This is a genomic window from Leifsonia xyli subsp. xyli str. CTCB07, from assembly GCF_000007665.1.
Taxonomy (GTDB): Bacteria; Actinomycetota; Actinomycetes; order Actinomycetales; family Microbacteriaceae; genus Leifsonia; species Leifsonia xyli_C.
Genome location: NC_006087.1, coordinates 991,932 through 1,004,905 on the forward strand (window position 1 = coordinate 991,932; position 12,974 = coordinate 1,004,905).

The 12,974-nt window shown below is 67.7% G+C and carries 13 protein-coding genes and 2 pseudogenes; 13 read left to right on the top strand and 2 right to left on the bottom strand.

Translation table 11 applies throughout. The features are described from left to right. Nucleotides 1–20: 20 nt before the first annotated feature. Genes LXX_RS04805 through LXX_RS04815 form a run of 3 tightly spaced genes read left to right on the top strand, consistent with a single transcriptional unit; the run spans nt 21 to nt 2,902 of the window. Nucleotides 21–764, top strand: coding sequence for a lysophospholipid acyltransferase family protein (locus LXX_RS04805; protein WP_041767388.1), 744 nt, complete (start codon nt 21–23; stop codon nt 762–764). Next, nucleotides 757–1,914: an NAD(P)H-dependent glycerol-3-phosphate dehydrogenase gene (locus LXX_RS04810; protein WP_041767390.1), complete on the top strand. Its 1,158-nt coding sequence runs from the start codon at nt 757–759 to the stop codon at nt 1,912–1,914. Before LXX_RS04805 ends, LXX_RS04810 begins: the two co-directional genes overlap by 8 nt. After that, nucleotides 1,811–2,902, top strand: a complete 1,092-nt coding sequence (locus LXX_RS04815; protein ID WP_041767393.1) for a D-alanine--D-alanine ligase family protein — start codon at nt 1,811–1,813, stop codon at nt 2,900–2,902. The genes LXX_RS04810 and LXX_RS04815 overlap by 104 nt, the downstream gene beginning before the upstream one ends. A gap of 10 nt (nt 2,903–2,912) precedes the next feature. Here LXX_RS04815 and LXX_RS04820 read toward each other — a convergent pair whose 3' ends face one another. Beyond that, nucleotides 2,913–3,413, bottom strand: a complete 501-nt coding sequence (locus tag LXX_RS04820) for a DUF3515 family protein (RefSeq protein ID WP_011185841.1) — start codon at nt 3,411–3,413, stop codon at nt 2,913–2,915. A 25-nt stretch (nt 3,414–3,438) separates the two neighbouring features. On the opposite strand from LXX_RS04820, the gene thiL reads away from it, so the two are divergent. Further along, nucleotides 3,439–4,434 (top strand): thiamine-phosphate kinase, encoded by a 996-nt coding sequence (thiL, locus tag LXX_RS04825; protein WP_011185842.1) that lies wholly within the window; start codon nt 3,439–3,441, stop codon nt 4,432–4,434. Nucleotides 4,435–4,447: 13 nt separating this feature from the next. Here the strand turns inward: thiL and rsmD are convergent, their stop codons facing one another. Beyond that, entirely contained in the window at nt 4,448–5,020 is a 573-nt protein-coding gene (gene rsmD / locus LXX_RS04830) for a 16S rRNA (guanine(966)-N(2))-methyltransferase RsmD (protein WP_011185843.1), read from the bottom strand. Nucleotides 5,021–5,097: 77 nt separating this feature from the next. Between rsmD and LXX_RS04835 the strand changes: the two genes are divergently transcribed. The 9 genes and pseudogenes from LXX_RS04835 to LXX_RS04875 form a co-directional block, all read left to right on the top strand. Further along, nucleotides 5,098–7,317 (top strand): ATP-dependent DNA helicase RecG, encoded by a 2,220-nt coding sequence (locus LXX_RS04835; RefSeq protein WP_011185844.1) that lies wholly within the window; start codon nt 5,098–5,100, stop codon nt 7,315–7,317. Between the two features lie 86 nt (nt 7,318–7,403). Continuing rightward, nucleotides 7,404–7,883 carry a pantetheine-phosphate adenylyltransferase gene (gene coaD / locus LXX_RS04840; RefSeq protein ID WP_011185845.1) on the top strand — a complete coding sequence of 160 codons (480 nt, stop codon included), beginning with the start codon at nt 7,404–7,406 and terminating at the stop codon, nt 7,881–7,883. 271 nt (nt 7,884–8,154) lie between these two features. Then, nucleotides 8,155–8,673: a YceD family protein gene (locus tag LXX_RS04845; RefSeq protein WP_081423196.1), complete on the top strand. Its 519-nt coding sequence runs from the start codon at nt 8,155–8,157 to the stop codon at nt 8,671–8,673. Between the two features lie 2 nt (nt 8,674–8,675). Next, entirely contained in the window at nt 8,676–8,879 is a 204-nt protein-coding gene (gene rpmF / locus LXX_RS04850; RefSeq protein WP_011185847.1) for a 50S ribosomal protein L32, read from the top strand. Nucleotides 8,880–8,890: 11 nt separating this feature from the next. Beyond that, nucleotides 8,891–9,604 carry a ribonuclease III gene (gene rnc / locus LXX_RS04855; RefSeq protein ID WP_011185848.1) on the top strand — a complete coding sequence of 238 codons (714 nt, stop codon included), beginning with the start codon at nt 8,891–8,893 and terminating at the stop codon, nt 9,602–9,604. Then, the gene (mutM, locus tag LXX_RS04860) at nt 9,582–10,475 is read left to right on the top strand and encodes a bifunctional DNA-formamidopyrimidine glycosylase/DNA-(apurinic or apyrimidinic site) lyase (protein ID WP_011185849.1); all 894 of its coding nucleotides are present in this window, start codon (nt 9,582–9,584) and stop codon (nt 10,473–10,475) included. Before rnc ends, mutM begins: the two co-directional genes overlap by 23 nt. A 691-nt stretch (nt 10,476–11,166) precedes the next feature. Next, nucleotides 11,167–11,478 (top strand): ArsR/SmtB family transcription factor, encoded by a 312-nt coding sequence (locus LXX_RS04870; protein ID WP_011185850.1) that lies wholly within the window; start codon nt 11,167–11,169, stop codon nt 11,476–11,478. A 234-nt stretch (nt 11,479–11,712) separates the two neighbouring features. Then, a pseudogene (locus LXX_RS13515) lies at nt 11,713–11,846 on the top strand (zinc finger domain-containing protein); the annotation flags it as partial. A gap of 225 nt (nt 11,847–12,071) precedes the next feature. Continuing rightward, nucleotides 12,072–12,905: pseudogene (locus LXX_RS04875) on the top strand (IS481-like element ISLxx4 family transposase); the annotation flags it as partial. Nucleotides 12,906–12,974 lie beyond the last annotated feature (69 nt).

Consider the following 12,974-nt stretch of genomic DNA (forward strand, 5'->3'; position numbering starts at 1 on the left):
TGCCCCAGCCCGACGAACCCATGACCCCCGCCCGCCCGCGCTCCGAGAAGAGCCGTCCGTTGATTTTCTGGGTGCTCACGCTCATCGTGGCTCCGCTGGCGCGGTTCCGGATCGTGGACGGGCACAAGCTGCCGCGGCACGGTGCGTTCATCGTCTCGCCGAACCACTACAGCGAGATCGACCCGGTGATGGTGGGTCTCGTCCTCTGGAAGCTGGGGCGGCTGCCCCGGTTCCTGGCGAAGGAGAGTCTGTTCAGGGTACCCGTGCTGGGCTGCTTTCTGCGGAAGTCCGGCCAGATTCCGGTCGCGCGCGGCGGTTCGGGTCGTGGGTTCGCGCCGCTCGACGCGGCGCAGAGGATCGTGGAGGACGGTCGTGTGGTCGTCATCTACCCGGAGGGCTCGCTCACGCGCGACCCGGGCATGTGGCCGATGCGCGGTAAGACCGGGGCCGCCCGGATGGCGCTGGAGCACGGCATCCCGGTTGTCCCGATTGCCCACTGGGGTGCCCAGCAGGTGATGGCGCGCTATGCGAAGAAGATCAGCGTCTTCCCCCGGAAGACGATCGCGGTGAAGGTGGGGGACCCGGTCGACCTGTCGGCGTTCACGGGGCGTAGTCTGGATGCAGCGACGCTGAACGAGGTCACCGATGTGATCATGGCTGCGATCACCGCCCTGCTCGCGGACCTCCGCGGAGAGAAGGCGCCCGAGACCCGGTGGGACCCGTCCCAGCACAATCAGAAGGAGACCGGCCGCTTCGATGGCTAACGCACGAGCCCGATCGACCACACCGTCCCGTCGGATTGCCGTGATCGGCGCCGGAAGCTGGGGAACCACGTTTGCGAAGATCCTCGCAGACGGGGGCAACGACGTCGTCGTCTGGGCGCGCCGGCCCGAGCTGGCGCGCGAGATCGACGAGGGGAAGCGCAACAGCGACTATTTGCAGGGCATCAACCTCCCGCGCAGCTTGCGCGCGACCTCGCACCTCGGTGAGGCGATGCGCGGTGCGGAGCAGGTTTTCGTCTCTCTGCCGAGCCAGACGCTGCGCTCGAATCTCGACGCGATGATCCCGTACCTCGGCCCGGCGACGGTCGTCATCAGCCTCATGAAGGGTGTGGAGAAGGGCACGGGCCTGCGCATGAGCGAGGTCATCGCCCAGGGTCTGCCGATCGATCCGGAGCAGATCGCCGTGGTGTCAGGGCCGAATCTGGCTCTCGAGATCGCTCGTGAGCAGCCGACGGCCGCTGTCGTCTCCTCGGTGAGCCCGGCGACAGCGGTGGCCGTGGCGACCTCAGCCACCAACCGGTACTTCCGCAGCTTCGTGAACACCGATGTCATCGGCACCGAGTTCGGCGGCGTGCTCAAGAACCTCATCGCGGTCGCGATCGGCATCGTGGATGGCGTCGGCTACGGCGAGAACACGAAAGCTTCGATCATCACGCGCGGTCTGGTCGAGATGACCGATTTCGCGGTCGCCTACGGAGCGGATCCCCAGACGCTCTCCGGGCTGGCCGGCCTCGGCGATCTGATCGCGACCTGCGAGTCGCCGCTCAGCCGCAACAACACGGCCGGACGGCTGCTCGGCCAGGGCTACAGCTTCACCGACGTGGTGAAGCAGATGGATCAGGCGGCGGAGGGGCTGGCCTCGGTGACGCCCATCCTGAGCCTCGCGGAGGCTCGCGGTGTCGAGATGCCGATCGTGCGTCAGGTGAGCCAGGTGCTCGCGGGCACACTCGCTCCGAAGGATATCGCGCCGCACCTCACCACCGATGACGAGCCGCAGGGCGAAAGAACACGGGGCGAAAGGACTACGGATGACGGACAAGGTCAGGGTCGCACTTCTGTTTGGGGGTCGCTCAAGCGAGCATTCGATCAGCTGCGCGACGGCGGCGGGAGTTCTCGCCGCGATCGACCGTGACACCTACGAGGTCCTCCCCATCGGCATCACGCACGAGGGCGCTTTCACGCTTCAGCCGGACGACGCGGCGGCGTTCGAACTGAACCCGGAGCGGATGCCGGAGGTCGAGGACAACGGCAGCCGCGTCCTGTGGCCGGAGTCCGCGGCGACGCGGGAACTCACGGTCGTGGCCGTGGACGGCACGCGCTCCTCGCTGGGGGATCTTGATCTGGTGTTCCCCATCCTGCACGGCCCCTGGGGCGAGGACGGGACGCTGCAGGGGATGCTGGAACTCGTCGGTCTGCCCTACGTCGGCAGCGGGGTGCTCGCGAGCGCGCTCGGGATGGACAAGCATTTCACCAAGACTGTCCTCCAGCAGGCCGGCATCCCTGTCGCCCCGTGGACGACCGTGACCGCGTACGAGTGGCGCACCGGCGCGGACGCCGTCCGCGCCGCCGCGCGCGAACTTGGCCTTCCCGTCTTCGTGAAGCCCGCGCGCGCCGGTTCGAGCGTGGGCGTTGGCAAGGTGAGGGAATGGCCCGAGCTAGACGCGGCCATGGACATCGCGTTCGCCGAGGACGACCGCGTCCTGATCGAGTCGGGTGTCGTCGGCCGCGAGGTCGAGATCGCGGTGCTTGGCGGTCGCCCGGGCGAGTCCGCGCGTGCGTCGGTGGCGGGCGAGATCGTCGTCTCCGGCCGCGATTTCTACGATTACGCCGCGAAGTACCTGGACGCGCCCGGCATCGACCTGGTGTGCCCGGCGAAGCTCACGGACGCGGAGCTGGTGCAGATGCGCGCGCTTGGCGTGCGCGCGTTCGACGCGATCGGCGGCGAGGGGCTCGCGCGCGTGGACTTCTTTCTCACGGCGGAGGGTTTTGTGGTCAACGAGATCAACACGATGCCCGGTTTCACGCCGATATCGATGTTCCCGCGCTGCTGGCAGGAGACCGGACTGAGCTATCCGGAGCTGATCGGCGAGCTGATCCAGGTGGCGCTGGCGCGGGCCTGAGCTCGCCCCCCTACTTCGCCGGCGCGGATGTTGGCGCCACTTCCGTGTCCAGCGTCGACAGGCACTTCTCGCTCTGCTCGACACTCGCGACCGCGGAGGCGAACTCCGGCAGCACCGACGAATCCGATGCGCCCGAGACATGGTCGATGATCACCTCGGTCGCCGGGTTCCGGCCGAACGTTTGATAGACGACCGTCTTGGCCGCCGGCTTTGACATGAGCACCCAGTCGATGCCGTTCACGGTGACGCACGGCCTGGTGGTCGGACCGATCGGAGGGACGCCGCAGCGGAGCAGGACGGCGGCGGGCTCGCCCCACGCCCCGGTCGCCTGTGCGTCCGTCTGGCGTCGCGCCTTGCCGGCGACCGCGTCCGGCAGCCGGACGCTGATCTCCGCGCAGCCGGGATCGTTCGCGTCGGCGGCGGGATCGAGGGAGACCGTGGTCGCGCAGCCGGTGAGGGCGAATACGGCCGCGGTGAGGAAGGTGGCGAGGATGGTGCGTCGAGCGGACATCGGTTTCAGGCTACCGTTTTGACTCATGGGAATCTCTGGGAGCACCGGCCTGGCCATCGGCGAGACGTCCGAACGGGAGGCGCTGCGGCGTATCGTCCCGCGGCTGCCCCGGTCCGCGGCCGCGCTGGTCGGCCCGGGCGACGACGCTGCCGTGCTCGTCGCGCCAGACGGCCGCTATGTCGTGACGACCGACCTGATGGTTCACGGGCCGGATTTCCGCCTCGCCTGGTCGAGTCCCGCGGATCTCGGCTGGAAGGCCGCCGCGACGAATCTCTCCGATGTCGCGGCGATGGGCGCGGTGCCGACGGCGCTCGTGGTCGCGATCGCCGCGCCGCCGGCTCTGCCCGTCGTCGCCCTCGAAGAGATTGCCGAAGGGCTCCGCGCCGCGTGCGAGGCGCTCGCGCTGGGATGCGGGGTCGTCGGCGGCGACCTCTCCGCCTCCGAGACGCTCACGCTCGCCGTCACCGCGTTCGGCGACCTCCGGGGCCGGTCTCCGGTTCTCCGCAGCGGCGCCCGGCCCGGCGACATCCTCGCGGTCTCCGGCCGGCTTGGCGCGGCTGCCGCGGGACTCCGTCTGCTTTTCCGGCACGCGGTGGATGCCGCGGGCGCGCCCGACCGTGCCGCCTTCGAGCGTGTCGCGGCCGATCATCCCGACCTCGTCGCCGCCCAGCTGCGTCCGGCGCCTCCGATCGCGGACGGGCCTCTCGCGGCCGAGGCCGGGGCCACCGCCATGCTCGACCTCAGCGACGGTCTGACCATCGACGCGCGCCGCGTCGGGGAGGCGAGTGGCGTGGCGATCGACCTCGATCCGGACGCGCTCGGTCCCGACCCGCGCTTGGCGCTCACCGGGGGAGAGGACCACAGTCTGCTCGCCTCCTTCCCCCCGGACGCCGCTCTGCCCGGCGGCTTCCGCCGCGTCGGGGCGGTCCTCGAAGGTGAGGGGCTCTTCGTCGGCGGCCGGCCGTTCGGCGAGCGCGGGGGGTGGGACCCGTACCTCGAGTGGGACGGCTCCGCCGGCTGACTGGGCTCTTCGTCTAACCGGCCGCCGGCTCCAGGTAGTGCAGCGCTGTCTCGCCGTAGGTTCGCGAGTACACCCGCTCCAGACCGTCGGGGACGCTCGGCTCCCCCTCGCGCGCGCTCCGCTCGACGCAGACCAGGGCGTCCGGCGCGAGCAGGGGGACGAGCGCTGTGAGCACCGCCAGCAGCTCCGCGTCCGGCGCATCGTAGGGCGGGTCGAGGAACACCAGGTCGAAGCGGCCTGTCGCGGTCGTGAGGTAGGCTAGGGCGGAGGTCGTCCGCACGTCCACGCTCGGCTGTTCCCCGGGACCCGCCGACCGCACGACGGCCGCCGCGTTCCTCTTGCACACACTCGCCGCAGCAGCGCTTTTCTCGACCAGCACGACGGCCCCCGATCCGCGGCTGGCCGCCTCCAGCCCGAGGGCGCCCGAACCCGCGTACAGGTCGAGCACGCGCGCGCCGCGCACGGCATCCCGCGACTCCAACGCGGAGAACACGGCTTCGCGCACCCGGTCGCTGGTCGGACGGGTGCCGCTTTTCGGCACCTGGAGGGCGAGCGAGCCGGCGAAACCGGAGACGATGCGAGTCATAACCCTCGAAAGCCTAGCCGCGCCGCCCTCCCGCCCGGCAAAGGCGAGGGGGAGGGACGAACGCCTACGATCGAACCATGACCTCCGTCCCCGCTCCGGCCGCCGGCGTCGTCTCCCTCGACGCGAAGCTCACGGGCGTGCTCGGCGGACGCACTGCCGCCGCGTTCGAGAAGGCGTTCGGGACGCGCACCGTCGCCGATCTCCTCAGCCACTACCCGCGCCGCTACGCGCGCCGCGGTGAGCTGACCGCGCTGGCGAACCTGCCGCTGGACGAGAACGTGACGATCATCGCCGAGGTGCTGCGCGTGCAGGAGCGGTCGATGCGGGCGCGGCGCGGCAGCATCCTGGAAGTCAAGATCTCCGACGGCGAGGGCATCCTGACCCTCACTTTCTTCAACCAGTCCTGGCGGGCGAAGGACCTGACGCCCGGTGCGCGCGGCATATTCGCGGGCAAGGTCTCGGCCTATCGGGGTGCTCTGCAGCTGGCGCATCCCGACTACGAGCTGTTCGAGCCGGACGCCGGCAACACGGTGGACTCGGGCAGTGCAACGGCGAAGGAGTGGGCGCAGACCCCGATCCCGATCTACCCGGCCACCGGCGCCGTCGCCAGCTGGCAGGTGCAGAAAGCGGTTGGCCTGGCGCTGGATGCGCTCGGGCGCATCGAGGACCCGGTTCCCGCGGGCATTGTCGCCGAGCGCGGGCTCATCTCATTCCGGGACGCCCTGGAGGGCGTCCACCGGCCGCAGAAGGACTCCCAGTGGCAGCGCGCTCGTGACGCTCTGCGCTTCCAGGAGGCGTTCGTGCTGCAAGCGGCCCTGCTGCAGCAGCGGGCCGCCGCGCGTGCCGTCGCCGCCACCCCTCGCCGCGCCGTGCCCGGCGGTCTCCTGGAGCGTTTCGACGCCGGGCTGCCGTTCGCCCTGACCGATGATCAGGCCCTGGTCGGTGGCGAGATCGCGCGGGATCTGGATGCGGACGCCGCGATGCACCGGCTGGTGCAGGGCGAGGTCGGCTCCGGCAAGACCCTTGTGGCGCTCCGCGCGATGCTCGCTGTCGCGGACTCGGGCGGGCAGTCCGCTCTGCTCGCGCCGACGGAGGTGCTCGCTGCCCAGCACCTCCGCTCGATCGCCGCCATGCTCGGCCCCGGCCTCTCCATCGAGCTGATGCCGACGCTTCTGACCGGTCAGCTCTCCGCCGCGGAACGTAAGCGCGCTCTGCTGCGCACGGTCTCGGGCCAGTCGCGCCTCGTCGTCGGCACCCACGCTCTGCTCGGCGATGCCGTGACGTTCTACGACCTCGGGCTCGTCGTGGTCGATGAGCAGCACCGGTTCGGGGTCGAGCAACGGGAGGAGCTGCGGGCCAAGGGCGGGACGCCGCCGCATGTGCTCGTGCTCACGGCGACGCCCATCCCGCGCACGGTCGCCATGACCGTCTTCGGCGACCTGGACGTCTCGACCATCGCTCACCTGCCGGCCGGACGGCAGGTGATCGAGAGTTTTGTTGTCCCACTCGTAGACCGGCCCGGCTGGGAGCGTCGCATCTGGGAGCGCGCCTCGGAGGAGATCGCGAAAGGCCGTCAGGTTTTCGTGGTCTGCCCGGCTATCACCGGGAAGGAGACCGAGGAGGATACAGGCCAGCCGGAGCAGGAGACGGAGGCGGCTTTCTCGCCCGACGCCCCCGCCCGCCCGATCGCGAACGTCGAGTCTGTCGCCGCGCAGGTGCGCGCCGACCTTCTTTTCGCCTCCGCTCGCATCGGCGTCCTGCACGGCGGGCTGCCCTCCGAGGCCAAAGACGAGACCATGCGCTCGTTCGCCGTCGGCGACATCGACCTGCTGATCGCCACGACCGTCATCGAGGTCGGCGTCGACGTTCCGAACGCGTCCGTCATGATCGTCCTCGATGCCGACCGGTTCGGCGTCTCGCAGCTGCATCAGTTGCGCGGCCGGGTAGGCCGGGGCGGCGTCCCCGGCCTCTGCCTTCTTGTCACGGCGGCTGGGCAGGACACACTGGCGCGCGAGCGGGTGGAGGCCGTCGCGGCCACCCTGGACGGCTTCGAGCTCGCGAACATCGATCTCGAACTGCGGCGCGAGGGCGATGTGCTCGGCAGCCGTCAGTCGGGCGGACGCTCCTCGCTCCGGTTGCTGCGCGTCGCCAGCGACGGCGAACTGATCGCCGAGGCGCGGGTCGCGGCCGAGGAGACGCTCTCCGCTCCGGACGGGCTGGCCGCGCAGCCCGCGCTCGCTGCCGCTCTCGCGCGTCGGTTGGACGAGACCGAGCGGGCCTTCCTCGGAAAGTCGTGATCCCGCCGCGGCCGCGAGCATGACGGATTGACAACGAAATGCAGGGACCCCGGAGAGCCGGGGGTTCCGGGATAGGGTGAGGTCCTATGCACAGGATCGCCGTAGTACCTGGATCGTTCGACCCGGTCACTCTCGGGCACCTCGACGTGATCGAGCGTGCCGCGAGGATGTGGGACGAGGTCCACGTCTTGGTGGTCCACAACCCGGACAAGAGCGCGCTGCTGCCCATCGCGCAGCGCGTGGCGCTGCTGGACCGGTCGATCGAGGACGCCGGCATCGCTGGGAACATCGTCGCGTCCTGGTCGGTCGGCCTGCTGGTCGACTATTGCACGGATATCGGCGCGCACGTTCTTGTGAAGGGCATCCGTTCGCAGGTGGATGTCGCCTACGAGACGCCGATGGCCATCGTCAACCGTCACCTCGCTGAGGTGGAGACAGTTTTCCTGCTGCCGAATCCGGCCAACGCGCACGTCTCCAGCTCGCTCGTCCGCCAGGTTGCGTCTCTGGGTGGCGACGTCAGCCCGTACGTCCCCGCCGCCGTCTCCGAGCTGCTGTCCTCGTCATGACCGCGCCGGGAGCTTGACCGGGTAAGAGAACAAGATCGGGCTGGACCCGTCCCTTATTCCAGTCGGGCTGTCCAGCGGCGTGAAGCGCGCGTTTGCGGCCATCGACCGACGTCCGGAGCGAGGTGGCACTGCTCCCTGTGTCTCTCCTGCCAGACGGCTGGCCGTCGGCCGCGAACACGGGGCGGACAGCGTAAAATGGCAGACTGTGACCAGGATAAGAACGAACCCGTATACGGTCAATGTGTACGAACTGCTGCGTCGTCCAGGCGAGATGCGCGAGCGGCGGCTGAGCGTCCCGGTGACCGAGCGACTGGGCGAGGGATTGCTCTCGGTGCCCGAGGGTGGCACCGTGGAGCTGGACCTCTGGCTGGAGTCCATGCACGAAGGAATCCTCGTCTCCGGCGAGGCGGAAGCCACGGTGACCGGCGTCTGCGGGCGCTGCCTGAAAGACATCGAGCAGCCGGTCGGAGTCGATTTCCAGGAACTTTTCGCGTATCCTGCTGAGGAAGCTTTCGATTATGAGGTTCACGACGACCACGTGGATCTTGAACCTATGATCAGGGATGCGGTGGTGCTGTCACTGCCGTTCCAGCCGGTGTGCCGGCCGGATTGCCCTGGTCTCGATCCCGAGACCGGCGAGCGCCTGGCGGATGTACCGGACCGGGAACCCGGGCAGGCCATCGATCCGCGCTGGTCCGCGCTCGCCGGTTTTCAGGCTTCCGACACCGCTGTCACATCGACAGAGCACACGAGTAATGCCCCGGACGCCGGGGCCGGAGAAGAGAGATAGTCATGGCCGTTCCGAAGCGGAAGCAGTCTCGCGCCAACACCCACGCCCGTCGTTCGCAGTGGAAGGCCGAGGTCCCCACGCTCGTCAAGACCGTCGAGAACGGCAAGGTCACCTACAGCCTGCCGCACCGCGCCAAGGTCGTCGAGGACTCCGCGGGCACCGCGCTCTTCCTCGAGTACAAGGGCCGCAAGGTCGCCGACGTCTGATTGGCGCTCGAATGGTCGGCGAGAACACTGACCGCAGCGCACTTCTCGAGAAGCTCGGGGTCGACATCGACCCCGAGCTTCTCGAGCTTGCGCTCACGCACCGGTCCTATGCGTACGAAAACGGGGGCATCCCGAATAACGAGCGTCTGGAATTCCTCGGAGACTCGATCCTCGGGCAGGCCGTTACGGTCAAGCTCTTCCGGGAGAACCCCGGCCTCGACGAGGGAGAGCTCGCCAAACGCCGGGCCAGCCTCGTCTCCTCCGTCGCACTGGCGGAGGTCGCCCGCGGTATCGGGCTGGGGGAGTACCTGCTGCTCGGCCGCGGCGAGAACCAGAGCGGCGGGCGCGAGAAGGCGTCCATCCTCGCCGACACCGTCGAGGCGGTGATCGGCGCTGTGTATCTGGACGCCGGTGGCGATGAGGCGACCGCTCTCGTGCTCCGCCTGATCGGTCCGCTCCTGGCCGACCCCGATCGTTTCGGGGCCGCGATGGATCCCAAGACCAGCTTGCAGGAGGCCGCCGCCCACCACGGCGCGGGCCAGCCGGTCTACACCGTCATCAACACCGGTCCGGACCACTCGAAGACCTTCCACGCCACCGTGGATGTCGGCGGTCTGGTCACCGCGAGCGGTGAGGGGACCAGCAAGAAGCAGGCCGAGATGGCCGCCGCCCTCAGCGCTTGGACCGCGCTCACGAACCACCGTGCCCGAACTCCCCGAGGTTGAGGTCGTCCGCGCGGGCCTCGCCCCCGCGGTCACCGGCGCGACCATCCTCGGCGTCGAGGTGTTCGAGCTACGCTCCCTGAAACGCCACGACCCGCTGGCCGGCTCGTTCGAGTCGCTCCTCACCGGCCGCAGTATGCAGACACCGGCCCGTCGTGGGAAATTCCTCTGGATTCCCCTCGACAGCTCACCGAGGAGTGCGATCGTGGCCCACCTCGGGATGAGCGGCCAGATTCTGCTTCGCGACCCCGGCACTGTCGAGAATGGCCTGCTGCGCATCCGGCTGTACATCGAGCATCCTGAGCACGGTGAGCTCTGGGTACACTTCGTAGACCAGCGCCTCTTCGGCTCGATGGCCGTCGACGCCCTCGTCCCGACGGTGGACGGCGCTCCCGCCGGGCTCGGGACGGACGAAGCGCTCCTCCCGGCTCAGGTCAGTCACATCGCCCGTGACCCGCTCGACCCCGTCTTCGACGATGCCGCGTTCGCCGCCGTTCTTGCGCGCCGCCGCAGTGGCATCAAACGTGTCCTCCTTGACCAGACACTCATCAGCGGCATCGGCAATATCTATGCCGATGAATCGCTCTGGGCGGCGCGCATCCATTACGACCACCCTGCGACCGCCCTCAGCCGTCCGAGGGTGCGCACGCTGCTCGCCGAGCTGCGCCGCGTGCTCGGAAGGGCTCTCGCGGAGGGCGGCACGAGCTTCGACGCCCAGTACGTCAACGTGAACGGCGCCTCCGGGTATTTTTCCCGATCCCTTCACGTTTATGGGCGGCAAGGCCAGCCCTGTGACCGCTGCGGCACCGCGATCGTGCGCGAGAGCTTCATGAACCGGGGTTCGCACTTCTGCCCGAGGTGCCAGCGGATGTGATCGACGTTAGGCTCACGGTTTGTGAGTCACGGGGGGATTGCGCTCTCCTCGCGGATGATTTGGCAATGATGGTCCGGATTCCAACTCACGGATAGCCAGCCTAGGTAAGTGACCAAGCCAGCGTCCTTTACCAGCATGAATACCGTGAGCGCTTCGAACGACCACCCTGACGTCCCGTTGTTCAACATCCAGAGCACTGTGAGGTTCTCGAGTGCGTCTGCGATCCCGACCCCTACGGGAGCCAAATGAGAAACGCGACGTTGGGTTGCAATCGTTTCGCAAGAGCTGACCCTCGCGTAGCTGAGGATGAAGAGGAAGTCCGCGGGGATGAAGAAGAATCGGTAAATGTCGATCGATCTCGATTCTCCGTATGTCTCGAGCGACGCCTGAACATACTCCGGCGAAAAATCTGCCCTCATATCAAGCGGGCCAACGTCATGCGAGGCGAAGCGCAACCACAGGCCGAGGCCATTGATCAATACGAGGAGCGCCCAAAATGCCACCGAAGTTGCTTGTGGCCTGACCCTTCCAGTGTCTAGCGACCATGCCCGATGCGGGTCTGTGGTGTTTCGGGTTGGTTGACTCATTATGCCCTTTCATCCGGATATGCGGATAAAGGTACATGATCCGAACGGAGAATCCTTCGCTCGATAGAATCGAAAGGTAGCGTTCGAAACGAGAGAAGTGGCCGATGAGCACCCAAACGTTGGACGCGGCGATGCTAATCTTCCGCGCCTTAGTGGAACTGAGCCGCGCTCGTATCGTGGCAGCGCTCATCGAACGTAAGGGTGCGGCAACCGTCGGCGACCTTCAGGAAACTGTCGAAATGCCGCAATCTACCGTCTCCCGGCATCTACGCGTGCTCCTGGATGCGGGAATCGTCAGCGTTACCCGCAATGGAGAACAGCGCGTCTACCAACTTGACGTGCATCGTGAAGCGTTGGCCGCAGTCGAGACTCTGGTGTTGGCGGTGCGGTCGTGCCAGCGCCCAGATGAGCAATGAGATCGCAACAACGCAGGCTCATGCCTCGCAAGTCGGTCTCAGGGCTGGATGGGACTGCATGATTGCAGTGACAAAGAGCCGTGCCCCGAGTGGCGAGAGCGCCCAACGACGCAGGCCTCGTTGAGCAGTATCCGACCACTCGTAGGCATCTATGGTCCCGGTCCTGCAATCTGGAGCTATCTCGGACATGTCCGGACAAGGTTTTCGTATGAATGCGAGTTACTGCGGTAGCCGGGCTACTTCTCCCACAGTCTCAATGTCTACGGTCAGCAGGGCAAGCCGTGCCCCCCTGCGGCGGCCCCCTCGTCCGCGAGCGGTTCATGAACCGCGGCTCCCATCTCTGCCCCCGTTGCCAGCGCCCCCGCTGACCCGCCCCGGCCCCGACGGTCTTTGACCGCGCGAAGGGAGGCCGTGAGTGAGGAGGGAAACCCCGCTGCCAGCGCGAACCGGTGGATGCGCCCCGGGAACCTCCTGGAGCGGCGTCGCGATCGAGTACATCACGAATGTTTGTAAAGCCGATTGATCGTTTTGATTTCGATTGTGTAAATCTACATCGGCGAGGCGGTCACAAATGCTTGTAAGGCACGGGAGGGATGACCGACCGGTCTAGCCGCCCACGATCGATGCCAACGCGGACGCCGTTGCCCGTGCTCAAGCGGATCGTGCGGGCGAGGTGGCGACGACGCCTGGGGCCGGTGCAGATCGCCGGCGAGCTTGGCCTTCCCGCCTCGACCGTCCACGCCGTCCTGGTGTGCTGCCGCATCAACCGGCTCTGCACCATTGATCGGGTCACGGGCGAGCCGATCCGTCGCTACGAGCACGACCACCCTGGATCGCTGATCCATGTCGACGTGACGAAGTTCGGCAACATCCCCAACGGCGGCGGCTGACGATTCGTCGGCCGCGTCCAGGGCGAACGCAACCGGGAAGCGACCGCCACCCGCACGAAGAGCAGGAACCACCGCTACGAGCCACGGTTGGGCACCGCGTTCGTCTACACGATCATCGACGACCACTCCCGCGTCGCCTACGCCGAGATCTGCTCCGACGAGAAGGCGGACACCGCGATCGGTGTCCTGCGGCGTGCTGTCGCCTGGTTCGCCGACCGGGATGTCAGCGTCGAACTCGTCCTCTCGGACAACGGCTCCGCCTACAAGTCCTACGCCTGGCGAGACGCCTGCACAGAGCTCGGGATCAGGGCGAAGAAGACCCGACCATACCGACCACAGACCAACGGGAAGATCAAACGCTTCCACCGCACACTCGCCGACGGCTGGGCCTACGCCCAGTTCTATGGTTCAGAGGCCGAACGACGAGAAGCACTCCCCGGCTGGCCCCACTTCTACAATCATCACCAGCACCACTCCGCCATCAGAGCCCCACCCATTAGCAGAATCGACAACAACCTCCCTGGACATCACACCTAGACCGGTCATGGGCGCAATCGGGGCGTGGCGGAGGGCAGGAGCCGGAGAGCTGGCGTCATCCGCCGGGTG

Excerpts from the sequence above, each read along its gene's own strand:
- LXX_RS04805 (WP_041767388.1), top strand. The coding sequence starts at position 21 with ATGACCCCCGCCCGCCCGCGCTCCGAGAAGAGCCGTCCGTTGATTTTC.
- LXX_RS04815 (WP_041767393.1), top strand. The coding sequence starts at position 1,811 with ATGACGGACAAGGTCAGGGTCGCACTTCTGTTTGGGGGTCGCTCAAGC.
- coaD (WP_011185845.1), top strand. The coding sequence starts at position 7,404 with ATGCACAGGATCGCCGTAGTACCTGGATCGTTCGACCCGGTCACTCTC.
- LXX_RS04810 (WP_041767390.1), top strand. The coding sequence starts at position 757 with ATGGCTAACGCACGAGCCCGATCGACCACACCGTCCCGTCGGATTGCC.
- LXX_RS04820 (WP_011185841.1), bottom strand. The coding sequence starts at position 3,413 with ATGTCCGCTCGACGCACCATCCTCGCCACCTTCCTCACCGCGGCCGTA.
- LXX_RS04845 (WP_081423196.1), top strand. The coding sequence starts at position 8,155 with ATGCGCGAGCGGCGGCTGAGCGTCCCGGTGACCGAGCGACTGGGCGAG.
- thiL (WP_011185842.1), top strand. The coding sequence starts at position 3,439 with ATGGGAATCTCTGGGAGCACCGGCCTGGCCATCGGCGAGACGTCCGAA.
- rpmF (WP_011185847.1), top strand. The coding sequence starts at position 8,676 with ATGGCCGTTCCGAAGCGGAAGCAGTCTCGCGCCAACACCCACGCCCGT.
- rnc (WP_011185848.1), top strand. The coding sequence starts at position 8,891 with ATGGTCGGCGAGAACACTGACCGCAGCGCACTTCTCGAGAAGCTCGGG.
- LXX_RS04870 (WP_011185850.1), top strand. The coding sequence starts at position 11,167 with ATGAGCACCCAAACGTTGGACGCGGCGATGCTAATCTTCCGCGCCTTA.
- LXX_RS04835 (WP_011185844.1), top strand. The coding sequence starts at position 5,098 with ATGACCTCCGTCCCCGCTCCGGCCGCCGGCGTCGTCTCCCTCGACGCG.
- rsmD (WP_011185843.1), bottom strand. The coding sequence starts at position 5,020 with ATGACTCGCATCGTCTCCGGTTTCGCCGGCTCGCTCGCCCTCCAGGTG.